Source organism: Paenibacillus gansuensis, assembly GCF_042684925.1.
Classification (GTDB): Bacteria; Bacillota; Bacilli; order Paenibacillales; family DY6; genus Paenibacillus_N; species Paenibacillus_N gansuensis.
This window is the reverse complement of sequence record NZ_JBHUME010000005.1, coordinates 385,785-409,311: the sequence shown is the minus strand read 5'-3', so window position 1 is coordinate 409,311 and position 23,527 is coordinate 385,785. Positions and strand designations below refer to the sequence as shown.

Genomic DNA, 23,527 nt, shown 5'->3' with positions numbered 1-23,527 from the left:
AAGACCGGCCTATGCGGCCGGTCTTCTGTACCTGAAACTATACGATGATATTTGTAGTGGAATTCGTTGTACCCTGACCGACGCTGCCGCCTGACGTCCCTTGGGACCCGGACATGCCAGCTTGTCCTCCAGTATTTCCTTTCATCATGGACTGGATCTTCTCAACAACGGAAGGAGCTGAATCAATCAGTCGCTCCAGAATGTGCGTTTGGTTATCTAAAGGAATGACTTTCACACCTTGATTGCCGACTACCAAGAAAGCGATTGGCGTAATCGAAATACCGCCCCCGCTGCCGCCGCCGAACGGCATGGCCACTTTCGCGCTATGAGCATCATGTCCGCCTTCTTCGGCTGCAAATTCACTGCCGCCCGCGGCAAAACCGAAACCGACTTTACTAATCGGCATAATGACGGTGCCGTCCACCGTTTCCACTGGGTCGCCCACAATCGTGTTGACGTCCACCATATCTTTAATATTTTCCATTGCGGTTTGCATAAGTCCTTGAATCGGATGCTCTGTCATTAGGGTTGCCCTCCTGTACGTTATATAGGTTGAACTGCACGGCAAGTAACTTTAGTATGCACGGACTTCTCTGACCCTATGCTTCCGACAGACGGCCTTCCCATGCGTCATCCGATTTCTGTTTTTTACGTATTCTAGGCAAGAGGACAAACATTAACAGAATGACAGTACCCAATCTAATCTGTGCCTGTCCTTCCAATTCGGTCGTAAAATGCGGTTTATTATACACCGGCCAAACCCCAAGTTTCGGGGTTTTCTTCAAGCGTACATACCTTAATGCATATCCCAAAATGGATGATTTCAATCCCCAGATAACTCCGGAGAGGATCGCAGTTTCTACAGCATCTCCTACCCCTGCAGTTGTATACCAGCGCACCTCAGTCACCCTGACATGACGCAGCAGCCGTTTCCCCCACTCCTGCAAATTTTGCACCCGGACTATGATGTCTTTAAATTTCTGATAAAACTGCTGTACAAGTTCAGCTGTGATCCGCTTTTCTCCTTGGGTCGCCTGATCCTGGACATCCGTTTTCTTCTGGCCCATCCCGTCTTTTAATTTCAGCCCCTTGCCGAAACCTTGAAAATCCATGTTTTTCACTTCATACCGGTAGGTAAACAGACCATATAGAGCTTTCATGTCGCATATGATCTCGTCATCGTTCATAACACGGGCTATTTTAAAATGAATACGGACTTGGCTAATAAATACAAGAAACAGCAGGAAGACCAAGATCCCCGCAACGATAATCCAAACCATACTCCCTAATGCCTCCTTCACTTCCAAAAACAACATAAGGGTAGTATCACCCGATGTTGTGGAAAGATACAAAAAGAAAGCCTGCAAAAAGGGAAATGTCCCGTTCTGCAGGCTTCACATCGAATTAGGAGTCCATATCGTCAATCGTAAGCTGGCGGCTGTCGAGTTTATCGAACAGCATCCTGGTTTCTTCTTCCAAGTTATGATCGTTGTCGAACGCGGATGTCTCCGGCAGCTCGGACAAGCTCGGCAGCCCGAAATGGTCAAGAAATGATTTCGTTGTGCCATAGAGGATCGGGCGGCCGACCGCATCTGCCCGTCCAACCTCATGAATCAATTCCTTAGCGGTTAATGTCTGCAGGGCCCGGTCTGATTTGACACCCCGGATTTCCTCGATCTCTACCCTTGTAATTGGCTGTTTATAAGCAATGATGGCCAATGTCTCAAGGGAGGCCTGGGACAACGTTCCACGCTGCGGTTGAAAAGCCAGTCTTTCGAAGTAAGGGGCGTGCGCCGGCAAAGTTGTCAGCTGATATGCCCCCGCGATTTCGATGATCTGCATGCCCCGCTGTTCCTTGGCAAAGTCGGTTTTCATATCCTGCAAAATATCCGTGATCACCCGCACATCCTGCTCCGTTACTTCTGCAATCTGTTTCGCATCGATGCCTTCGTCGCCCGAAACAAACAACAGCCCCTCAATAATCGACTTGAGCTGCTGATAATTCATCGAGTCCATCGATGTCACCTGCTTCCTTCTCTTTCGCCTGAATGACAATATCGTCGAATAAACGGTATTGATAACAGGTAATTTGTTTCATTTTCATTAATTCAAGCAAGGCCAGAAACGTAACGACAATCTCTTCACGCCCCATCTCGCCGGAAAACAGCTTGGAAAAGAGGAGCTTGCCCCCGCGGTCGCGGAGCAGGGCTGCGACTTCTTTCATCCGGTCTTTGACTGAAATTTCGTCTCTGCGGATTTTGGCAACGGACTGCTGGGCTGCCGCTTTTTTCAGCGCACGCTGAAACGCAACCATCAGATCCGTCACATGAAGCCCCTTCACCGGATTTTCCTTCATCTCAGGCAGGTAAGGTGACAAATCTTCAGGCTCCCTTGAATAGATCAGGCTGCGTTCCAGTTCTTTTTCCCGCAAATGTTCGGCAATCCCTTTATATTTCCGGTATTCGATCAGCTTTTGGACGAGCTCGGCCCGAGGGTCGTAATCTTCCTGGTAATATTCATCCATTTCGTACTCGATAACAGGGGGTTTGGGAAGCAGCATTTTGCTCTTAATAGAGAGAAGTGTAGCGGCCATAACGAGAAACTCGCTCGTCACGTCCAACTGCAGCTCCTGCATGGTGTTCAGGTAATCCAGATACTGCTCTGTGATCTCTCGCACCGGAATGTTGTAAATATCAATTTCTGACTTATCGATCAGATGCAGAAGCAAATCGAGCGGACCCTCGAACGACTGCAGTTTATAGAGCACGGTCAATGCTGTTCTCCTCCTTCCCCTGTATTGTACCGTACCGGATTAGCCTTTTAAAGCTTTTGTTAAATTCGCCATTTCAATAGCCGTAGTCGCAGCTTCCCAGCCTTTGTTGCCGGCTTTCGTTCCTGCACGCTCGATTGCTTGCTCAATGGAATCTACAGTAAGTACGCCGAAAATGGTAGGAACCCCGGTTTTCAACGCAACGGCAGAGACGCCTTTGGCCGCTTCATTGCACACATAATCAAAGTGTGGCGTGGATCCGCGGATCACCGCACCCAGTGTAATCACGGCGTCATATTTCCCGCTTTCCGCCATTTTTTGGGCAACCAGGGGAATTTCAAAAGCACCCGGAACCCAGGCTACTTCTACTTCGTCTTCATTTGCGCCGTGGCGTTTGAATGCATCCAAAGCTCCGCTCAGCAATTTGCCGGAAATAAACTCGTTAAAACGCCCTACAACCACACCATAACGTAATCCTTCGGAAATCAGATTGCCTTCATAATATTTAGTCATTGTACCTCATCCTTTACATCGAAATTTAGCAGATGGCCAAGTTTGGCCTTCTTAGTATGCAAGTAGTTCGTATTGCTTTCATTCTCTTCCATTTGGATCGGAACTCTTTCCACAACTTCAAGGCCGTAACCTTCCAGCCCCCTGATTTTGCGGGGATTGTTCGTCAACAGGCGAATCTGGCGGATGCCCAAATCCTTCAAAATCTGAGCGCCGATGCCGTAATCCCGCAAATCAGCGGCAAACCCTAATTGTAGATTCGCATCAACTGTGTCTAATCCCTGCTCTTGAAGCTTATAAGCTTTCAATTTGTTGATCAGGCCGATGCCGCGGCCTTCCTGTCGCATATACAGCAGGACGCCGGAGCCGTTCTCATCAATCTGGCGAAGGGCGGCAGCCAGTTGAGGGCCGCAATCGCACCGGTGAGAGTGGAATACATCGCCGGTCAAGCACTCGGAGTGTACCCGAATTAAAGTCGGGGTGTCGGGATCGATTTGTCCTTTCACCAAAGCGACATGCTCCTTGTTATCTACATCATTCGTGTAGGCAATGGCACGAAACACGCCGAAATCAGTAGGCATATTCACTTCGACTTCCCGTTTTATCAGATTTTCCATCCGGTTGCGGAAACGGATCAAATCCTCAATCGAAATCAGTTTCAGATCGTGTCTCTTGGCGATCTGCACCAAATCGGGCAGGCGCGCCATCGTGCCGTCTTCCTTGATAACCTCGCAGATGACTCCGGCAGGATAAGACCCTGCAAGCTTCGCTAAATCAATAGCGGCTTCGGTATGCCCGGCGCGGCGAAGGACGCCTCCTTTCTTGGCGACCAACGGAAACACGTGGCCCGGACGGCGGAAATCGCCGGCTCTGGTGTTAGGATCGATCAATGCGCGGATCGTACGGGAACGCTCATGAGCGGAGATCCCTGTCGTCGTCTCCATATGATCAACCGATACGGTGAATGCCGTACCGTGATAGTCCGTGTTGCGGGCCACCATCGGCGGCAGATCCAAAGCTTTGGCCCGGTCTTCCTCGATCGGAACACAGACAAGGCCCCGTCCTTCCGTAATCATAAAGTTGATTACTTCAGGCGTCGCTTTATCTGCCAGTGCGATAAAATCCCCTTCGTTCTCCCGATCCTCATCATCGACAACGATGACGACCTTACCCTGCATCAAATCTTGAATTGCCTCTTCGATCCGGTCCAGCTTTACAGTATCTGACATGGTGTTTCCCTCCCTTAAGCTCTCTTTATAAGAAGCCGTTCTCGGCTAAAAATGCGGTTGTCAGCTTGTTGTCTGCAGGATGTGAGGCCTTGTTCCGGTCGCCCGCTCCCCCGCCGTAACGGAGCAGGTGTTCCACGTATTTGCCAAGAAGATCCGTTTCAATATTGACGGTGTCGCCCGGTCTTTTATCCTGCAGCACCGTTTCGGCAAGCGTGTGAGGAATGATAGAAACGGAGAACGTTTCTTCATCGGATCTCACTACGGTCAACGAAATCCCGTCCAGCGTAATGCTTCCGCGCGGGATGATGTACCTGAATACACTCCCGTCTTCCGGACGGATCGTAAACACGACTGCATTGGCATCATGCCGGCGTTCCGTAATTGTGCCGTAGGTGTCCACATGTCCTTGAACGATATGGCCCCCGAACCGGCCGTTTGCAGACATCGCACGCTCTAAATTGACACGGCTGCCGGCAGAGAGCAGCTTTAGGTTCGTGTGGCGGTAGGTTTCCGGCATCACGTCCACGGTAAATTCATGGCTGTTAAACGTGGTTACCGTGAGACACACACCGTTTACGGAAATACTGTCGCCCAGTTGAACGCCTTCCAGCACTTTGCGGGCCGCCAAGGTCAGCAACATAGCTTCTCCCCGGCGTGAGACGCCCTTCAACGTGCCTGTTTCTTCAATCAACCCGGTAAACATCGTTTCTTTCACCTCCGATGGCATTTAGCGGATATCCGGTGATACACATATCATCGCCGTAACGTTCCATTTTTACCCGATCGAGCAGCACAGCCTCATCCATCGTATCAAAGCCCTCGAAGGAGAAACTGCCCGGCGCCGCGGCGCCGCCGACGATCTTCGGGGCGATGAACAGGACGATCTTGTCGACGAGGCCGGCCGACAGCATCGCGCCGTTCAGCCGTCCTCCGCCTTCCAGGAGGACGGAGCCGATTTCCTTCTCGCCTAGCTGTTTCATCGCGAGCGGAAGGTCGACTTTGGGTCCGGTGCCGCAGCGCAGCACCGTGACGCCTGCTGCTTCAAGAGCAGCGGCCCGGGCCGGATCGGCCTGTTCCGTGGTCAGCACGATCGTCGGCGCCGTCTTGTCGGTGACCACCTTCGCATCCATTGGGATGCGAAGGGCGGAGTCGACGACGACGCGGATCGGGTGCAGCCCCGGAACGGGCAGGCGGGTCGTGAGCTGCGGGTCATCAGCTGCGATCGTGTCGACGCCGACCATGATCGCCTGGTGACGGTGCCGCAGCGTATGAACCGCCTCCCGGCTCGCTTCGCCGCTGATCCACTTGCTTTGGCCCGTCCGCGTAGCGATTTTACCGTCCAGGGTGGAAGCCGTCTTCAACGTGACGTAAGGGAGTCTGGTCACAATGTACTTGTTGAACACTTCGTTCAGCTCCCTCGCTTCATCCCCGAGCACGCCCGCGGTGACCTCGATGCCGTGTGAGCGAAGACGATCAAAGCCGCGCCCCGCGACAAGCGGGTTCGGATCCGAAGCCGCGACGACGACCCTCTTCACACCTTCGGCGATCAGCCTGTCGCTGCAGGGCGGCGTACGGCCGTGATGGCTGCACGGCTCCAGCGTAACATAAGCTGTAGCCCCCTTCGCTTGCTGACCGGCCATATTCAAAGCGTGTACTTCCGCATGGGCGGTACCCATCTGCAGATGAGCGCCCATTCCTACGACCCGGCCGTCGTTTACCACGACACAGCCGACCACGGGATTCACTCCGGTCTGCCCTTGGGCGGAAGCGGCCATCTGCAGAGCAAGCCGCATATAAAATTCATCATTCATTGTCTGCATCAGTGCGGTCCCCCTGTCCTGCTGCCATTTCCCACAAAAGAAAAACCCCATGGAAGAAACATCCAAGGGGTTTGATGAACATAGGAAAAACGCGGGAGAAGAACCGGTAATCAGGCTAGACGAAAGAAAGCCGGCTCTTCAGACCGCGCGGCACGAGCCGTAACTGTCTGAAATCCATGCCCTCATCACAAACCTGGTTCCCTCTCCGGGACTTATCCAATTCTTGACTTGTGAAAAAAAGTACAAGACGAATAATAAATAAAGTCTGCGTTTTCCTTCTCCCATCCAGACTATACTGTCGGTCTCGGAATTACACCGAGTCCACCGTGTCAACCTGCGCTGTCGCAAAGTATCGCGGGTCACGGACTGAGCGGCGCAGCCATTGCATAGACTTACGCCTCATCACCGCCGGTTGGGAATTTCACCCGACCCCGAAGGAAAGTAGCTTATGAAATTATAGTGAGAATGAATTCATTATAATCCTTGTTTTCAGAAAACACAACTTTTTCTTACATGTCATTTTAATATGCCGATATTCACAACAAAACCCGGCCCGCAGCATGTCCGCTGCAAACCGGGTCAGGCATTCTCAGACTGTGGATACAGCTGCAGATGCTATTCTTCGTCCCAAACTTTCACTTCTTCCATTACGTCGCCTTGCTTCACATTGTCTACAAATTCCATTCCGCTGATGACTTTACCAAATACGGTATGGTTTTTGTCCAGGTGCGGCTGCGGTTCGTAGCAGATGAAGAACTGGCTTCCGCCGGTGTCGCGTCCGGCATGTGCCATGGACAGCGTACCGCGTTCGTGCTTGCTGACATTCGTCGCCACTTCACATTTGATCGTATAGCCGGGACCGCCTGAGCCTGTACCGTTAGGGCAGCCGCCTTGTGCCACAAATCCTTTAATGACACGGTGGAATGTCAGCCCGTTATAGAAACCGCTGTTCGCTAACTTTTCAAAGTTCGCGACGGTATTCGGTGCTTCCTCAGGGAAAAATTGAATGATCACTTCGCCGCCGGTTTTTAGCTTAATAGAACCTTTTTTCATCGTATGTACCTCCGTTGGACTCATTATAGTGTACAGCCTGTCCTCTATCATACTATATGCGGCTGATGATCACAAATAAAAGCCCTTCCGGAGAAGGGCCGCTAACAACCATTATTTTGCTACTGCTTCCTTCTCCAGACGTGCGGGAATGATGTCATTGCCCACGATGTCGCCAAAGCTTTCACGTTTCACGACAACGTCGGACTGGCCGTCTTTGACGAACACGACAGCAGGTCTGCGGATCCGGTTATAATTGCTCGCCATTGCATAATTGTAGGCACCTGTGCAGGAAACAGCCAGCAAATCGCCTGTTTTGGCAGGAGGAAGCTCCAGATCAATGATCAATTTGTCCCCGCTTTCGCAGCATTTGCCCGCTACCGTAACGGTTTCCGTAGCCTTCTCTGTTGCCCGGTTAGCCAGCATGGCTTCATACTTGGATTCGTACAGGGCAAACCGCGGATTATCGGTCATTCCCCCGTCTACCGCAATATATTTGCGCACGCCGGGAATTTCTTTGCTTGTACCTACCGTGTACAGCGTCGTTCCCGCTTCGCCGACAATACTGCGGCCCGGTTCGACCCAAATTTCCGGCGTAGGGTATCCGGCTTGGCTGAAGAATGTTTTGATACCGTCCGTGATCGCCTTCACATATTCTGATACTTGCAGCGGTGTGTCGCCTTCCGTATAACGGATTCCGAAACCGCCGCCCAAATTGATTACCCGGAACGTGACATCCAGCTCACGGCGGACGTCAACGGCAAATGCCGAAACTTTCTCCACCGCCATAGTGAAGCCTTCCACTTCGAAGATTTGGGATCCGATATGGGAATGTACTCCCAACAGATCGATGTTTGGCAGGGAGGAAGCCTCCTTGATCGCCTTATAGGCGGAACCGTTCGCCAAATCGAATCCGAATTTGGAATCCTGCTGGCCGGTGGAAATATACTCATGAGTGTGCGCTTCAACGCCTGGCGTAATGCGGAGAAGAACCTTCACCACAGCACCTTTCTCTGCGGCAATGGCATTGAGCATGTGCAGCTCGATGAAATTATCCACGACAAAGCATCCAATGTTCGCGTCGATGGCCATTTCAATTTCTTCCGGCGTTTTGTTGTTGCCGTGGAAATGAATCCGGTGCGCCGGAAATCCGGCCTGTAATGCGGTATACAGCTCTCCGTCGGAAACCACATCGAGTGACATGCCTTCTTCGTCGGCGATCCGGCACATGGCCATCACACAGAATGCTTTGCTGGCGTAGGCCACCTGGAATTGCAGCCCGGAAGCCCGGAAAGCATCTACATACTCGCGGCATCTCTGGCGAACCAGTGCCTCGTCTACAATATAAAGAGGCGTACCGTGCTGTGCAGCCAGGTCTTGTACATCGCAGCCGCCGATTTCAAGGCGGCCGTTATCGTTAACTTTGCTGGTTCCATGTAAATACATCTGATCCCCACTCCTGCCTATAGTCAATATGTTTATTTGCATTATTTTCAACCTTACAAACAACAGTATAGACTGAAGTTCATGGGAATGGTATGCATTTAATGTAGAAACTTTTGCACAAATCAGCATTCGCTTACCTATGATAAATCAGCCAGTCGAACAAGGATCCGAACACCTTGCCAAACACCATAGCGGTCAAAAGCCACAGCATATACTGCATCATGCGGAGCCGCTTGGCGAGAATCGGGAGCACATTCAACACTTCCGTCAGAGCTGCTGCCAACAACCCTACAAATACTCCCATAAACAAGCCTACCACCGTGAGTCCGGCCGGAGCCAATCCCAGGCGCCAATCAAAAAAATCCATGAACGTCCATAACACGGAGCCGCTGATCACCGCAGCTTCCATCCAATGTACCCGATGGTACGACCTCGTCAACTGGGCCAGCCTCGGAATGATGTCCAGTACAATCAAAAAAGCAACCGTTCCGCTTCCGACTGCAATCCCGCCTGCCAAGCCCAACACGATAATAAACAGAGACAAGAGCAGGTCGTACATCATCTGTCCTCGTCTCCTTGGGGATTCATTTTGCGGTATTCCTCGGTTACGATAAACTGATGTATGCTCTCCTGATAGGTGAACATTTCCACTTCCAGCGGATTCGGTTCCTCGTTTAACTTCCGCTTAAAGAGGTGGTTAAAGAAAATAATCATACCGATGCCGATGCCGATCGAATAAGGGATCTGCAGCAGATACGGATGTTCCACCTTTTTGCCGGTCAGCAGTTCAACGATGCGTTGATGCACCTCCATCATACTGACGTCGACATGAAAGTTCATGATGGCCAATGCGGATCCGAAGAACAGAAGAACCCACACGAGGGCAAACAGAAATAAATTCGGAGGCTTCTGCTCCGTGTAAATCTCCGCCAGCACATGCGGTTCCCCGTAATGTTCAATTTGCAGCTCAGGCAGCACTTCCTTAATTTTACGGACGATGAGCAGCATATCGATCAAAAGAAGATTGCCTTCCTTCTCGGTCGGCCGGCTCAGCACAATGCCGCTGATTTGTTCTTCTACCTCTGCACTCGAAAACAGCTGGGCGGCATCCGTCAACTGAATCGGATCCCCTCTCCGGATCCGGATTCTCTTGCGAAGCCTTATGTATAAAGTGGCAGGGAGCTTCGGTTCCATAAAATCGGCCCCTTCTGGCTCGTTTTTTCCTTAGTATGCCAAAGAAGGGACTCAGGCATGAAAAAAACCAGATCATTGAGCGATCTGGTCTTTAATGCACTGCAGTATTTTCTTTTCCAGCCGCGACACCTGAACCTGGGAGATGCCAAGCCTGGTTGCGACTTCCGATTGGGTCTGATCCCGGTAGTACCGCAAATATACAATCAGCCTCTCCCGTTCGGAAAGGGAGGAAATGGCCTCATTCAAGGCGAGCTTCTCGAACCATTTCTCCTGTGATTCATCGGCAATCTGATCCATTAATGTGATCGGATCCCCATCGTTTTCAAACACAGTTTCATGGATGGAGGTGGGCGGCTTATTCGCTTCCTGGGCGAAGACAATTTCCTCCGGCGTCACCTGAAGCACCTCAGCCACTTCTTTGACCGTAGGCAGCCTGCCCAAAGTCTTGGAGAGCTCATCCTTCGTCTTCCGGACTTTGTTGGCCATTTCCTTCAGCGAGCGGCTCACCTTCAGAGTGCCGTCATCCCTTAGAAAGCGTTGAATTTCACCGATAATCATCGGTACGGCATAGGTGGAAAACTTTACATCATACGACAAATCGAACTTATCGACCGATTTCAGCAAACCGATACAGCCGATCTGGAACAAATCTTCCGGCTCGTAACCCCGGTTCAGGAAACGCTGCACAACAGACCATACCAGCCGGATATTACAGTTGACTAACGTATCGCGGGCAATCGTATCGCCGCTTTGGCTCAACGCAATGAGCCGTTTCACTTCCGAGTCGTCCAAATAACTGTGGGAGGCCTGCTTCAAATCGACATCCATAATCCAACCCCTAATTGTATAAAGCTTTCTTAGATTCAATGCGCTTAACCATGCGCACCTTCGTACCTTTACCGGCTTCTGAGGTCACTTCCACCTGATCCATGAAGTTTTCCATAATCGTGAATCCCATACCGGACCGCTCCAGCTCGGGCTTCGATGTATACAGGGGCTCTTTGGCCAAATCCAGATCTTCGATCCCCAAGCCTTGATCTTCAATATCAATGGTGACGGTATCGCCTTCAATCCGAGCCTTGATTGTGACAACGCCTTCCGGATTGTTCTCGTAACCGTGAATAATCGAATTGGTCACTGCTTCGGAAACAACGGTTTTCAAGTCCGTCAGTTCCTGCATCGTCGGATCCAGCTGGGAAACGAACGCCGCTACGGCTACACGGGCAAAAGACTCATTCTCGGATTTGCTGGCAAACTGAAGATTCATGAAATTCGTCTCACTCATGACACTACCTCCAATCCGGTAAGCGCGAGCCTTTCGTTTGCGTAACAGGTCACAATTTTGAATAAACCCGACATTTCAAACAAACGGTACACCGAAGGGCTTGCATCGCAGACAACCATTTTTCCGCCTTTGCCGGTGACCAGCTTATATCTTCCCAGGATCACGCCCAGCCCTGAGCTGTCCATAAAGGTTAAGTCCTTCAGGCTCAGAATGACATGGTCGCTGTATCCTCTTAGAATGGCGTCTTCCATCTTTACTTTGACCGATTCGGCTGAATGGTGGTCCAGCTCGCCTTTCAGCCTTACGATCAACGTGTTGCGGTGATGCTCCATCTCAATCTCAAGACTCATGTGCGCTCACTCTCCTATTTGGCATGATCACATGATTCTATGTTATCCTTTGAGATTCCTGCCCCCCGACAAAACTAGAAGAAAACCGCTACAATCAGACAGATCAATCGACAAAAAACATCCTTGCTGCCGTCCGCTTTAACATGATCCAGAAGTTGGCCTTCTTAATGTTGACAGGAGATTCCACATCAAATTCCGCTATTAGTTTGCTCCCTTTAAACACAGTCAGCTTCCCGATTTTCTGCCCTGCGGAGATCGGCGCTTTAAGCTCAGGCGTCAAGATCAGCTCATGGCGGATATCCTTGCTGGCCTCGCCTTTTTTCATCAAAATGCTGTAGTCCTGTTTCGCCTTCAGTTCCACTTTAGTGACATCGCCTTTTTCGATTTTCACTTGGCCCAGGACATCGCCCTTTTTGAAAATAGGAAGGTTCGTATATTGGGCAAAGCCCCAGTCGAACATTTTGGATACTTCGCTGTTGCGGATTTTCGTATTCGGTTCACCCATGACGACCGCTATAATGCGGAACTGTCCTCTTTTGGCTGTAGCAGAGAGGCAGAATTTAGCTTCACCTGTGTAGCCTGTTTTCAAGCCGTCCGCACCGGAATAAAAACGGACCAGCTTATTGGTATTGACCAGCCAGAACGGTTTTTCGCTGTCTTTACGTAGATAATCCTGATAGGCGCTTGTATATTTGGTAACTTCCTCGTGTTTCAAAAGTTCTTTTGACATTAACGCAATATCATGTGCCGAAGTGTAATGGTTGGGAGCCGGCAGCCCGTTGCAGTTCACGAAATTCGTGCTGTTCATGCCAAGCTCCTTAGCCCGCTCGTTCATCCGCTGAACAAAAGCCTCTTCAGAGCCGGCAAGTTTCTCAGCCATAGCTACGGAAGCATCGTTGCCTGAGGCCATCGCAATGCCTTTCAGCATATCGTCGACTGTCATTTCTTCGCCCGGCTCCAGAAAAATTTGCGATCCGCCCATGGACGCGGCATATTCGCTTGTGGACACTTTATCGGTTAACTTGATTTCTCCGCGGTCCAGCGCTTCCATGATAAGCAGCATCGTCATGATTTTGGTAATGGAGGCTGGCGGACGCTGTTCCATGCCGTTTTTCTCGTAAATGATCGTGCCGGAGGACGCATCCATGAGGACGGCGGAAGTCGCATTCGGAGCCAGATCCAACGCACCTTGAGGCTTCGGTGCTTCCGTAGCGGCATTGGCATTGGCTGCAGGATCCAACTTCAGTTGACTAAGCCCGATTTGAGGAGCAGCCGGAGCAATCGACGCGGACGCAGCCGGAGTAAGAAGCGCTGCCAGTGTCGTGGCTGCTGCAATACAAGTGATGAAGCGGTATTTCCATCTTGCTGTGATCATAAGTTCAGAATCCTCCCTGGAAATTGGCTTTCAATGCTGATAACCAGTGTTGACGGTTTGCATGAAATTTATTCCAATGGGGAACTGACAAGTTACATGGAACGTTTCGGTAAGGTTCTCTCGGCGGGGGCGAGGAGTGGGGGGATTTATACAAAAAAATGGCTGCATCCTCGGGACACAGCCATTACTCAACCTCTTCAATTATACGAACTTTTGGACGCCGGTCTTGGTAATGACCGCGTAAATTAAAGGATCAGGCTCTACCGGATTGCTGACAATCCGGTAGGCATCCAGCACTTTGCGCTTAACTGCCTCTACGGAACCGGTATTGTTCACATACATGTCTGCCAGGGTTTCGCCCTTCTTCACGGCATCACCGCTCTTCTTGCGGAGGCGCAGCCCGACGCTGAGATCGATTTGGGATTCCTTCGTCTCCCGTCCGGCGCCCAGCATCATCGCGGCTACTCCGATCTCTTCCGCAGTGATGGAGGCTACGTAGCCGTCTTGTTCAGCCACAACCGGGACGACTTCTTTCACATTAAGAATTCGGGTAGGATCGTCTAAGACGGAGCTGTCCCCGCCTTGTGCGGCAACAAATTCCTTGAACTTCCGGAATCCCGCTCCGCTGCGGATCAGCTCCTGCAGCTTGGAGACCGCTTCTTCAGCCGTCGCCGCTTTGCCCGCAAGCACCAGCATATGCGAACCCAGTGTAAGGCAGACCTCTTCCAGGTCCTTCGGCCCGTTGCCTTGCAGCGTTTCAACCGCAAGCTGAACTTCCAAAGCGTTGCCTACAGCTGCGCCAAGCGGTTGATCCATGTCGCTGATAATCGCAACACATTCACGCCCGACCTCGCTGCCGATCGCCACCATCGCCTGAGCCAGCTTGATGGAATCATCCAGCGTCTTCATAAATGCGCCGCTGCCCGTCTTTACATCCAGCACGATCGCATCCGCACCTGCCGCAATCTTCTTGCTCATAATGGAACTGGCAATCAGCGGGATGGAGTTTACCGTTGCAGTAACATCCCTGAGGCCGTATAGTTTCTTGTCTGCGGGAGTCAGATTGCCGCTCTGGCCGATGACGGCAACCCCCTGTTCCGTAACTTGTCTGGTAAATTGTTCTTCCGTCAATTCTACCGAGAAGCCCGGTATCGCCTCCAGCTTATCGATCGTTCCGCCTGTATGTCCGAGCCCGCGTCCCGACATCTTGGCCACAGGCACACCTGCTGCCGCAACAAGCGGCGCAAGCACCAGGGTTGTCGTATCACCTACCCCGCCTGTGCTGTGTTTATCCACCTTCACACCCGGAATCGAACTAAGGTCGATTTGATCGCCGGAGGAAGCCATAGCCATGGTCAAGTCCGCCGTTTCACGGGCATTCATCCCTTTAAAAAATACGGCCATGGCCCATGCAGACATTTGATAGTCCGGGATAGAGCCGTCCGTGTAACCCTCAATCAAAAAGCGGATTTCTTCCGTCGTTAATTCCAATCCGTCTCTCTTCTTCTGAATAATATCAACCGTCCTCAACACGGAACCCTTCTTTCGACATGAAGTAAAAACAAAAAGCGTACGCCTCAGGGCCTGCACGCTCGATTCTTCTTATGCATGTCCGAAGTATATGCACCCGGCCGGGACTATATACAGATCAGCTGACCGCGCTGACAGATTTGTTTCCGGCCGATACCAGTGCATAAAAACCGAACATAAATTGATTTCTTTTTTTGGATTTCATAAGTTGAAACTGATAAATAAAGAAATCCAGCTGCTGGCTTAATTCCACAACCTGCTCGTCAACAAAGCTTCCTCTTTCATTCGCCTTGCTTACCATCTGTTCACGCAAAAAATTGATGATCAGGCAAAGATCCCGTTCCATGGTCGCATTTCTCCCTGTTTCCTTATTTCTTAAGTACCATGGGACATTATACGACGAGGAGAACAGAGAAGGCTGTCGGAACTTGTCTCCGCAATTGTGACATTTATGTGAACTGGTTGAAAATAGGTTCTAAACTTGAACTTCCCTTACAAAAGCTTTCACAAGGCCGATAAATTTCGGTTTGGTACGGTTCGCTACCGCAACAACCTGCTCATGCGTCAGCGGTTCCAGCTCTTCGCCAATCGCCATATCTGTGATGCAAGAGATTCCAAGCACTCTCATGCCGGCATGGCGGGCAGCAATAACCTCGCCTACGGTCGACATGCCGACGGCATCTCCGCCAATTTTCGCCAGCATCTTTAATTCTGCAGGTGTCATATAAGTCGGGCCGCTGATCCCGCAATATACGCCTTCCTGCAGCGAAAGCGTTTCGCCGTCCCCTCCTTGAATCGATGGCGCCAGGCGTTTGGCCAGCATACCGAATTCACGGGAATAGGCCTCGGACATATCCGGGAACCTCACCCCAAGCTCGGCGTCGTTCTTGCCGATCAACGGATTCGCACCTGTCATGTTGATATGGTCGGTTATCAGCATCAGATCGCCTGCAGAGAAGCTGCGGTTCATTCCCCCTGCCGCATTTGTAATGACAAGCGCGTCAATGCCCAGCTGCTTCATTACATAGACAGGGAATACGACTTTGCGCATATCGTATCCTTCATAATAGTGAAAACGGCCCTGCATCACGATGACCGGCTTGCCTTCCAGCATTCCCGCTACAAACCGGCCCGCATGTCCTTCGACAGTGGACACGGGAAAGTGAGGCACATCGTTATAATCAATGGCAACCGGAGATTCTACCTGGTCCGCCAGATCTCCGAGGCCGGAACCCAAAATCAGACCGATGACCGGCTTCAAGCTTCCCAGACGTTCTTGAACGAACGAAGCGGCAGCGCGGATTTGAGCAATATAAGTTAATTCGTTTATCTCAGTTGTCATAGGTTAAGACTCCTTATAGTTCCGGAATAATGGATACGACGAAATCGAGGAAGGTCTGCTTTACTTTCTCCGTAGTTTCCATTACTTCCTGGTGGGATAGGGGCTGATCCAAAATGCCTGCTGCCATATTGCTGATACAAGAAATGCCGATCACTTCGATGCCGGAATGCCTTGCAGCGATGACTTCATTCACCGTCGACATGCCGACGGCATCGCCGCCCAGCATACGGATCATGCGGATTTCGGCAGGAGTTTCATAGTTAGGTCCGGACAGACCGAAGTATACACCCTGTTTCAGGGTGAATCCGTTCTCTTTCGCTTTCTCAAGCGCTATTTGGCGCAGCCGGCGGCTGTAAGCCTCGGACATATCCGGGAAACGGACGCCAAGCTCGTTCTCGTTCCGGCCGATCAGAGGGTTCATCGACGTAAGGTTGATATGGTCTTCAATCAGCATCAGATCGCCGGGTTCGAACGAAGTATTAACGCCGCCCGCCGCATTGGTAACCAGCAGCGATTTCACACCCAGCCGCTTCATGACCCGGATCGGCAGGGTAACAATTTTTACATCGTACCCCTCATACAGATGAAACCTGCCTTTCATCATGATCGCCGGTTTGCCCTGAATTTTGCCGATAATCAAATCGCCCGCATGTCCTTCTACCGTAGACACAGGGAAATGCGGAATCTCGCTGAATGGAATGACCGTTGTATCTTCCATCAATTCATCCAGAATACCCAGCCCTGAACCCAAAACCAGCGCTACTTCCGGCGCAAAAGAAATACGTTCGCGGATATACTGCTCTGCTTCATAAATTTGCTTCAATTGTTCAGACATGTTCATTCCCCCGTTTACTTTAGTTCTGATAAAAAGCTTGTTCCGTTCTGCGGCTTCTGCACGCCGAAGTTGTCCGCTATCGTGGCGCCTAAATCGGAAAACGTCGTGCGAATGCCCAGAGTGGCAGGCTGCTTCAACTGAGGGCTGTAAACAAGCAAAGGTACATATTCACGTGTATGATCCGTTCCGGCGTGAACCGGATCGTTCCCGTGGTCGGCTGTAATGATCAGCAGGTCATTCTCGCCGACCCGTTCCAATAACTGCGGAACATAACTGTCGAACTCTTCCAACGCCTTGGCATACCCTTCCGGATCCCGGCGGTGACCGTATAGCGAGTCAAAGTCGACCAGATTGGTGAACAGCAGCCCTTTGAACCCTGTCCCCAGCAGCTCGATCGTCTTCTCGATGCCGTCCAGATTGCTCTTTGTCGGATGCGATGCCGTTACGCCTTCCCCGTCGAAAATATCGCGGATCTTGCCCACGGAGATCGAGTCCAATCCCGCTTCCTGAACGAAATTCATAACCGTCTTGGAAGGCGGTTTAACCGCATAATCGTGGCGGTTCGGCGTCCGCTTGAACGCCCCGGGCGATCCTACATAAGGCCTTGCGATTACGCGGCCCACGGAAAATTCCTCTGAAAGGGTCAGTTTTCGCGCAATTTCACAGGCTTTGTACAACTCCTCCAGAGGGATTACTTCCTCGTGAGCGGCAATTTGGAATACACTGTCTGCGGAGGTGTAAACAATCCACGCCCCCGTTTTCATCTGCTCTTCACCGTATTCATCAAGCACTTCGGTACCCGATGCAGGCTTGTTGCAAAGCACTTTGCGTCCGGTCTGCTCCTCAAACGCGGAAATCAGCTCCGCCGGGAACCCTTCCGGATATGTATTAAACGGGGTCGTTAATTTCAAACCCATAATCTCCCAATGACCGGTCATCGTATCTTTGCCAACCGATACTTCCGCCATTTTGCCGTAATACCCCTGGGGCCGATCCGCCGGCGTTATGCTCCCGAACGATTCAATGTTACCCAGTCCCAGTGCCCTCAAATGCGGCAGCGACAAGGACGGTACACGTTCCGCGATATGACCCAGCGTATGCGCACCTTGATCGCCGAATTGACCGGCGTCCGGCAGTTCGCCTATCCCGACACTGTCGAGAACGATGACGCCGATTCTTTGAAAACGCATGTGCGCTCCTCCTTTTATATAAATAGTTCCAGAATACGATTGTATTATCTCACGGCGGGCCCTAACAATGCAAAAAACGGCAAAAAAGCCATTTCAGTATCAAAATGGCCGCTGCCGCAAGCTTAATTCATTTTTGCGCGAGGGTGCGTTCTATCGTAGACTTCCTTCATTTTGGATTTGGTCACATGGGTATAAATTTGCGTTGTGGAAATATCCGCATGTCCCAGCATCTCCTGCACAGCCCTGAGGTCGGCCCCGTTCTCCAACAGATGCGTAGCGAATGAGTGCCGCAGCGTATGCGGTGTGATCTCCTTCATGATGGAAACTTCCTTGGCATGCTTCTTAATGATTTTCCAGAACCCCTGGCGGGTCAGGCGCGCCCCGTGATGGTTCAAAAAGAGCGAAGGCTCGTCCCTGTTCGATTTCAGGAGCTGAGGCCGCATCGTCTGGATGTATACATCTAGACACTCGCCGGCGATTCGTCCTAATGGAATGATCCGTTCTTTGGAACCTTTACCGATACAGCGGACAAACCCCATAGGTAAATTTACACTGTCCACATCCAGGGAAATCAGCTCCGATACCCGGATACCTGTAGCATACAGCACCTCAAGCATGGCCTTGTCCCGAAGCCCGGCAGGCGTTGACGTCTCCGGCGCTTCCAGTAGCGTTTCGACTTCGGCAATGGAAAGCACCTTAGGCAGCCTCTTCTCTTGTCTCGGCGTTTCCATATTCAAAGTTGGATCCCCGGCCGTTATGCGTTCCCTCACCAAAAATTGATGGAAGGAGCGGACCGCAATCAGTGTTCTGCTGATCGTTGCCGATGCCCTGCCTAGTTGGCGGAGCTTAAGCATATAGGAAATAATCTGGGCTTTCGTTACTTGCTCCCACGCAGTTATTCCCTCTTTGGCGAGAAATTCGATATATTTGGTGATGTCCCGTTCGTAAGACTCCAGCGTATTGCGGGATAATCCCCGTTCGACGGACAGGTAATGAATAAAGGTATGCAGGTCATTCATCATGGTTGGTCCTCGTGCCTCTTTTCATTGGGGCTGTTTCTTATCAATTCTACAGGAACTTGATAAATCCTTCATATGCCCCTGCTTTTCCTATTCCCCGTACCAGTAAAAAAATTTCAGCCTATCGCCCAGCGACACGCTCTCCCCGTTGTAGTCCGAAGTGGTATTAAATACTTTTACTGCGCTCCCGATCGGTTCTTTATAGGGGTCGTCAGGTTGAATCCAGGCCGTGACAGCACTGACGAAATGATATAGAAAAAACGTCAGCACCACAAAAATAAATATAAACTTGATCCGTTCCAGCCATTTTCCCAGCGATACGATCACGTTCGTTCCTCCTTCGCGGCAGCGTGCTTTGTAAGTAGGATATGCCCCCAGCTTGGGTCCTAGACCTGAAAACGGGCATTTGCGCAGGGCCGGTTCCCTAAATCCGGCATACGATGCAGTATTGGGCCTTAGCCGAATGACGATAACGGAGTGATGAATTTGAGTACGCTGAAACGTGCAATATCCAAACTGTCAAAAGCGGAAGGCAGCCGCCGGAAACAGCGGAAGCTGATTGTTTTCAAAGATGCGCAAAGCTATCGGTCCTGCCTCAAACATCTGCGCTCCAAAGGCATTTATCCGGAGAAAACGATCAGGGAAATCCATGCGGTTTGCTGCCATTTTCATCATAAGTCCGATTGGAAGAAACTCCGCAGGCACCCCTCCGTGAAAAGAGTCGAAACCGACCGCAAGGTAAGGTCTCATGTTCTTGTACCCAAGCCGGCTCTCAGCAGCCTGAAGACGAAGCAATCCACACCTTGGGGCATCGCCAAAATCCATGCTCCGCAAGTAAGGAACCTGTCCAAACCGGGTAAGGGGATTAAGGTAGCCGTCCTTGACACCGGAATTGCCCGGCATCCCGACTTGAAAACATCCGGACGCTGCAATACAATTACACCCGGAAAATCGGCTGCAGATGACAACGGACATGGAACGCACGTCGCAGGTACTATTGCTGCACTCAATAACAGCTATGGCGTAGTGGGAGCTTTCCCTTCCGTGAACTTGTACGGCGTCAAAGTGCTTGGCGCGGACGGAAGCGGATATATTTCCGATGTAGCCGAAGGCATTGCCTGGTGCATCCGAAACGGCATTCAGGTAATCAATATGAGCCTCGGTTCACCGGAAGGAAGCGAAGCGCTGCGGTCTGTGATTCGTAAAGCTCACGGCAAAGGAATCGTTATAACAGCTTCAGCCGGCAATGAAGGCCCGAACAATAAGAAAATCGACTACCCGGCAAGGTACAAAGAGACCATTGCCGTCGCCGCCTCGGACCGGCGGAACCGGATCGCCCGTTTCAGCAGCCGCGGTAAGGGCGTAGATATTACTGCCCCTGGCATGGATGTGCTGTCCACGTGGTATAACGGGGGTTACCGGCGGGAATCCGGCACGTCCATGTCCTCCCCTCACGCTGCGGGGGTATCGGCATTGGTTCTGCAGGCGAATCCGAGGCTTACTCCGAAATGCGTAAAGCGCATCCTTCAATCGACCGCTGTCAAACTTAAAGGTTACCGCACAAGGGCCCAAGGGGCAGGGGTCATACGCGCTGACCTCGCTGTACGCGCTGCGTCCGCAGTAGGCGGAAAGCGACGACGGACCTAAAGTAAGGCTAAGCTAATTGTACATCAATCCGACATAAGCCAAAAAACTCCCATGGATAAAGCTCCATGGGAGTATATTTATATTTATCAACCTTTATTCTTATCCCTGCAGCGATGGCAAATTCCCTGAAAATCCAGACGGTGGTCGATTACCTGGAAATGAAACTCTTTCTCCAGCCTTTCTTCCAGCGGTCCAAGCCAGTCCTCCATAATTTCATCCATTGCGCCGCACTGCACGCAAATCAGATGATGATGATGGTGCTGGTTCGTATCCGTGCGGAGATCGTACCGGGCTACTCCGTCGCCAAAATTAATCTTCTCGACGATATGGAGTTCACTCAACAACTCTAACGTACGATACACGGTGGCAAGTCCGATTTCGGGGGCCTTCTCTTTCACAAGCATAAATACGTCCTCGGCGCTAAGGTGATCTTCCTCGTTCTCGAGCAGAACACGCACCGTCGCTTCCCTTTGGGGCGTTAATTTATAGCCTTGTGACTGCAGCTGCTGCTTGATCTTATCAATGCGCTCTTCCATTGCTTCTCCCCCCAGAACAAACCGACCCCAATTGTGGCAATCAAAACATATGCTCTCATTATAGGCGCACGGGAAGGGGGAAGTCAACGAGAATGGTAGATTGCAAAGACATCTAACCCAGCATCGGTGTGACCCACCGCATCAATACAGGGGACACATAAGCTTCAAACAAGGATATTCCGAGCAGCAGTGCGGATATGCCCAGCGTAAGTGCAGAATAAGACATAAACGGTTCAGCCAGTGCCCCGCGCTTTTGCATAATCCGGTTACGCACCATATACATGGAAAATGCGATTCCCGACACACTTGCGATCATCAATGCAGGAATAATGATCAGGTTTTGAGGAGCTACCGAGACCAGTGCGAACAGCATACCCTTCCATGACATTTCACCTACCAGGTAACCTACCGTAAAACCTACCATAACTCCTTTTAAAAAGTCCAAAATCAAAATTAACGGCAGCCCGATCACAGAAATGCCAAGCAGCCAGATCAACATAATCCACTTCATATGCATGCCGAACACTTGGAAAAAGGTCTCCCTCTGCTGCGTATCCCCGCCTGTTTCGATGGAGGACACGAAGCTTCCCACAAACCGCGATAAATCCTGCTGCTGCTCCATTGATAAAGCATTGACCATCAAGGCGCCAAAAATCACGCCCATCACAAACAGAACGCCCACAAACACATAGAGTGCGGTATTATCTTTAATGTAAGTCTGGATCGAACTCCGGGCCACAAACGGGTCCCCCTCTCCTTGTCCTCTACTCTAGCTTATGAGGTACGAAAAGAGTCTATGACAAGTGGAAAACCGCCTGTATACTGAGGATGGCCCCCTGTGCTTACTCCGTGGCTATTTTGCTCTCGAAGTATCAGATATTAACAACAGCGTCCGGTACTGCGCGTTTGATTGCTTATACCCGGGAGGGCCGGTCATTCACCGGTTCACTCCGCTCCATATCGCTCAGAAGCTCAGTCATCAGGGCGGATTTGACCGATTGGAAGTCCGATTCATAAAATAGATTGCAATGCTCTCCCGGATCTCGCTTCCTATCATACAGCTCGCCGAAACTTTCCCCCGAATATACGGCAAGCTTCCACTCCTCCGTTACCCAGCATTTGCAGCGGATCCGGTCGGGTTCTTCTTTGTACTCAATCCGTATACCTTTTCTTGCAAGCGGCTTACCTTCTTGGAGACGGGGCTTTATACTGCAGCCGTCCCGCCGGATATCGTCTTCAACTCCCGCAAAATCAAGTATAGTCGGTGCAATGTCGACCAGGGAAACACACTCGTCGACTTGTTTTGATGAAAAGCCGTGAGGGTAACGCATGAGTAAAGGAATATGCGTTACCCCTTCATACACCAAGGGTCCCTTTTGCCCGATTCCGTGGTCACCCAGCATCTCGCCGTGATCCGACGTGAAAACAAGCAGCGTACGATCAGTCAGACCAAGGTCGTCAAGTGCGGACAGAATCTGACCCAGCTGATCATCAATCAGCTGGACCATGGAATAATAATAGGCGCGGGTCATGCGTGATTTATGTTCATCAGAGTAATAGGCTCCCCATGCGTATTTACCGTTGCCGGCCATTTCAAACCGCCCGTTAAAGCGGCTGTCGATCAGCGTGCCGCTGCGGAAATGCGGTATATGCTCAGGTATGTTCCGGTCGTCTTCCGGACGCGCTTCCGGTACAGGTACGGCATTCGGATGAACGCGGTTAACGAAATCGTACGGAAGCACATGCGGATGATGCGGATCCTGGAAGCCCAGATTTAAATAAAACGGCCGGTCCTTCTGCTGTTTCTTAAGAAAATCGATGGCTCTTCCGGCAAGCCACGCTCCCGAATGCCACTTGGACGGCAGGTCCCATTCTCCGGTTTCGTTATAATCCTGTTGGAAGAGCCGTTTCAACTTGAAAGATCCCAGCTCCGCTCCCTGTTGCTTCAGCCAGGAAGCATAATGCCCCTGAATCCCCCACGTAGCATGACCGACGGACACCTCCGCACTCTCGAACCCGGCAAAGTCCTGAAACGGCGTCCCCTCTTCGTCCGGCTTCATGGTTTCCGCGTTGGACGCTCCCCACGGGTGCCAATGAGCCTTGCCGATATGGTGAGTGCGATAGCCCTCGCGCCGCAGGATGTGGCTGAGGAAGGTACGGTACTCGGGAGGATTCGTGCCGATATTATAGGAACCGTGCCGGGACAGATGCTGTCCGGTCATGATCGAAACTCTCGAAGGCGTGCATACCGTGTTGGGACAGTAGGCGTTCCTAAAGACGGCACCCTCCATGCCGATCCGGTCCATGTTCGGTGTTCGAATGAATTTGCTTCCGTTGATGCCTACACTGTCATAGCGCTGCTGATCTGTTGTAATAAGGATCACATTCGGGCGCGTCAT

27 protein-coding genes and 1 riboswitch are annotated in these 23,527 nt (G+C 51.3%); of the genes, 1 reads left to right on the top strand and 26 read right to left on the bottom strand.

Features of this window, described 5'->3' with window-relative positions:
- Positions 1-37: 37 nt before the first annotated feature.
- The 23 genes from ytfJ to ACFSUF_RS05830 all read right to left on the bottom strand — a co-directional run bounded on the left by ytfJ (position 38) and on the right by ACFSUF_RS05830 (position 19,272).
- Complete coding sequence (gene ytfJ, locus ACFSUF_RS05940) at positions 38-523, bottom strand: GerW family sporulation protein (protein ID WP_377601090.1); 486 nt, start codon at positions 521-523, stop codon at positions 38-40.
- A gap of 76 nt (positions 524-599) precedes the next feature.
- Positions 600-1,280, bottom strand: a complete 681-nt coding sequence (locus ACFSUF_RS05935) for a DUF2953 domain-containing protein (protein WP_377601088.1) — start codon at positions 1,278-1,280, stop codon at positions 600-602.
- Positions 1,281-1,404: 124 nt separating this feature from the next.
- Positions 1,405-2,007 (bottom strand): SMC-Scp complex subunit ScpB, encoded by a 603-nt coding sequence (scpB, locus tag ACFSUF_RS05930; RefSeq protein WP_377601753.1) that lies wholly within the window; start codon positions 2,005-2,007, stop codon positions 1,405-1,407.
- Positions 1,976-2,773, bottom strand: coding sequence for a segregation and condensation protein A (locus tag ACFSUF_RS05925; protein ID WP_377601086.1), 798 nt, complete (start codon positions 2,771-2,773; stop codon positions 1,976-1,978). Before ACFSUF_RS05925 ends, scpB begins: the two co-directional genes overlap by 32 nt.
- A 39-nt stretch (positions 2,774-2,812) precedes the next feature.
- Positions 2,813-3,283 carry a 6,7-dimethyl-8-ribityllumazine synthase gene (gene ribH / locus ACFSUF_RS05920; RefSeq protein ID WP_377601085.1) on the bottom strand — a complete coding sequence of 157 codons (471 nt, stop codon included), beginning with the start codon at positions 3,281-3,283 and terminating at the stop codon, positions 2,813-2,815.
- Positions 3,280-4,509 carry a bifunctional 3,4-dihydroxy-2-butanone-4-phosphate synthase/GTP cyclohydrolase II gene (locus ACFSUF_RS05915; protein WP_377601083.1) on the bottom strand — a complete coding sequence of 410 codons (1,230 nt, stop codon included), beginning with the start codon at positions 4,507-4,509 and terminating at the stop codon, positions 3,280-3,282. The genes ribH and ACFSUF_RS05915 overlap by 4 nt, the downstream gene beginning before the upstream one ends.
- Before the next feature lie 25 nt (positions 4,510-4,534).
- Entirely contained in the window at positions 4,535-5,212 is a 678-nt protein-coding gene (gene ribE, locus ACFSUF_RS05910; protein WP_377601081.1) for a riboflavin synthase, read from the bottom strand.
- Complete coding sequence (gene ribD, locus ACFSUF_RS05905; RefSeq protein WP_377601079.1) at positions 5,193-6,329, bottom strand: bifunctional diaminohydroxyphosphoribosylaminopyrimidine deaminase/5-amino-6-(5-phosphoribosylamino)uracil reductase RibD; 1,137 nt, start codon at positions 6,327-6,329, stop codon at positions 5,193-5,195. Before ribD ends, ribE begins: the two co-directional genes overlap by 20 nt.
- A gap of 269 nt (positions 6,330-6,598) precedes the next feature.
- Positions 6,599-6,772: riboswitch (FMN riboswitch) on the bottom strand.
- A gap of 172 nt (positions 6,773-6,944) precedes the next feature.
- Positions 6,945-7,382: a peptidylprolyl isomerase gene (locus ACFSUF_RS05900; RefSeq protein WP_377601077.1), complete on the bottom strand. Its 438-nt coding sequence runs from the start codon at positions 7,380-7,382 to the stop codon at positions 6,945-6,947.
- Between the two features lie 111 nt (positions 7,383-7,493).
- The gene (lysA, locus tag ACFSUF_RS05895) at positions 7,494-8,825 is read right to left on the bottom strand and encodes a diaminopimelate decarboxylase (protein WP_377601075.1); all 1,332 of its coding nucleotides are present in this window, start codon (positions 8,823-8,825) and stop codon (positions 7,494-7,496) included.
- 133 nt (positions 8,826-8,958) lie between these two features.
- On the bottom strand, positions 8,959-9,384 hold the full coding sequence (locus tag ACFSUF_RS05890; protein ID WP_377601751.1) for a stage V sporulation protein AB: 426 nt from the start codon (positions 9,382-9,384) through the stop codon (positions 8,959-8,961).
- The gene (locus ACFSUF_RS05885; RefSeq protein WP_377601073.1) at positions 9,384-10,019 is read right to left on the bottom strand and encodes a stage V sporulation protein AA; all 636 of its coding nucleotides are present in this window, start codon (positions 10,017-10,019) and stop codon (positions 9,384-9,386) included. The genes ACFSUF_RS05890 and ACFSUF_RS05885 overlap by 1 nt, the downstream gene beginning before the upstream one ends.
- Positions 10,020-10,091: 72 nt before the next feature.
- The gene (sigF, locus tag ACFSUF_RS05880) at positions 10,092-10,847 is read right to left on the bottom strand and encodes an RNA polymerase sporulation sigma factor SigF (RefSeq protein ID WP_377601071.1); all 756 of its coding nucleotides are present in this window, start codon (positions 10,845-10,847) and stop codon (positions 10,092-10,094) included.
- A 10-nt stretch (positions 10,848-10,857) separates the two neighbouring features.
- Complete coding sequence (gene spoIIAB, locus ACFSUF_RS05875; protein WP_377601069.1) at positions 10,858-11,304, bottom strand: anti-sigma F factor; 447 nt, start codon at positions 11,302-11,304, stop codon at positions 10,858-10,860.
- Positions 11,301-11,654, bottom strand: coding sequence for an anti-sigma F factor antagonist (gene spoIIAA, locus ACFSUF_RS05870; RefSeq protein ID WP_377601067.1), 354 nt, complete (start codon positions 11,652-11,654; stop codon positions 11,301-11,303). The genes spoIIAB and spoIIAA overlap by 4 nt, the downstream gene beginning before the upstream one ends.
- 103 nt (positions 11,655-11,757) lie before the next feature.
- The gene (locus tag ACFSUF_RS05865) at positions 11,758-13,029 is read right to left on the bottom strand and encodes a D-alanyl-D-alanine carboxypeptidase family protein (protein ID WP_377601065.1); all 1,272 of its coding nucleotides are present in this window, start codon (positions 13,027-13,029) and stop codon (positions 11,758-11,760) included.
- A 201-nt stretch (positions 13,030-13,230) separates the two neighbouring features.
- Positions 13,231-14,559, bottom strand: a complete 1,329-nt coding sequence (locus ACFSUF_RS05860) for a pyrimidine-nucleoside phosphorylase (protein ID WP_377601063.1) — start codon at positions 14,557-14,559, stop codon at positions 13,231-13,233.
- Positions 14,560-14,677: 118 nt separating this feature from the next.
- Entirely contained in the window at positions 14,678-14,905 is a 228-nt protein-coding gene (locus tag ACFSUF_RS05855; protein ID WP_377601061.1) for a Spo0E family sporulation regulatory protein-aspartic acid phosphatase, read from the bottom strand.
- Between the two features lie 129 nt (positions 14,906-15,034).
- Positions 15,035-15,901 carry a purine-nucleoside phosphorylase gene (locus ACFSUF_RS05850; RefSeq protein WP_377601059.1) on the bottom strand — a complete coding sequence of 289 codons (867 nt, stop codon included), beginning with the start codon at positions 15,899-15,901 and terminating at the stop codon, positions 15,035-15,037.
- A 13-nt stretch (positions 15,902-15,914) separates the two neighbouring features.
- Positions 15,915-16,742 (bottom strand): purine-nucleoside phosphorylase, encoded by an 828-nt coding sequence (locus ACFSUF_RS05845; protein ID WP_377601057.1) that lies wholly within the window; start codon positions 16,740-16,742, stop codon positions 15,915-15,917.
- 8 nt (positions 16,743-16,750) lie between these two features.
- Positions 16,751-17,926: a phosphopentomutase gene (gene deoB / locus ACFSUF_RS05840; RefSeq protein ID WP_377601055.1), complete on the bottom strand. Its 1,176-nt coding sequence runs from the start codon at positions 17,924-17,926 to the stop codon at positions 16,751-16,753.
- Between the two features lie 122 nt (positions 17,927-18,048).
- Entirely contained in the window at positions 18,049-18,948 is a 900-nt protein-coding gene (xerD, locus tag ACFSUF_RS05835; protein ID WP_377601053.1) for a site-specific tyrosine recombinase XerD, read from the bottom strand.
- A gap of 87 nt (positions 18,949-19,035) precedes the next feature.
- Positions 19,036-19,272 (bottom strand): DUF4227 family protein, encoded by a 237-nt coding sequence (locus tag ACFSUF_RS05830; protein ID WP_377601051.1) that lies wholly within the window; start codon positions 19,270-19,272, stop codon positions 19,036-19,038.
- 159 nt (positions 19,273-19,431) lie between these two features.
- On the opposite strand from ACFSUF_RS05830, the gene ACFSUF_RS05825 reads away from it, so the two are divergent.
- Positions 19,432-20,592: a S8 family peptidase gene (locus ACFSUF_RS05825; protein WP_377601049.1), complete on the top strand. Its 1,161-nt coding sequence runs from the start codon at positions 19,432-19,434 to the stop codon at positions 20,590-20,592.
- 86 nt (positions 20,593-20,678) lie between these two features.
- Here ACFSUF_RS05825 and fur read toward each other — a convergent pair whose 3' ends face one another.
- The 3 genes from fur to ACFSUF_RS05810 all read right to left on the bottom strand — a co-directional run bounded on the left by fur (position 20,679) and on the right by ACFSUF_RS05810 (position 23,527).
- On the bottom strand, positions 20,679-21,128 hold the full coding sequence (gene fur, locus ACFSUF_RS05820) for a ferric iron uptake transcriptional regulator (protein WP_377601047.1): 450 nt from the start codon (positions 21,126-21,128) through the stop codon (positions 20,679-20,681).
- Between the two features lie 112 nt (positions 21,129-21,240).
- The gene (gene spoIIM, locus ACFSUF_RS05815) at positions 21,241-21,867 is read right to left on the bottom strand and encodes a stage II sporulation protein M (RefSeq protein WP_377601045.1); all 627 of its coding nucleotides are present in this window, start codon (positions 21,865-21,867) and stop codon (positions 21,241-21,243) included.
- Positions 21,868-22,042: 175 nt separating this feature from the next.
- Complete coding sequence (locus ACFSUF_RS05810) at positions 22,043-23,527, bottom strand: sulfatase family protein (protein WP_377601043.1); 1,485 nt, start codon at positions 23,525-23,527, stop codon at positions 22,043-22,045.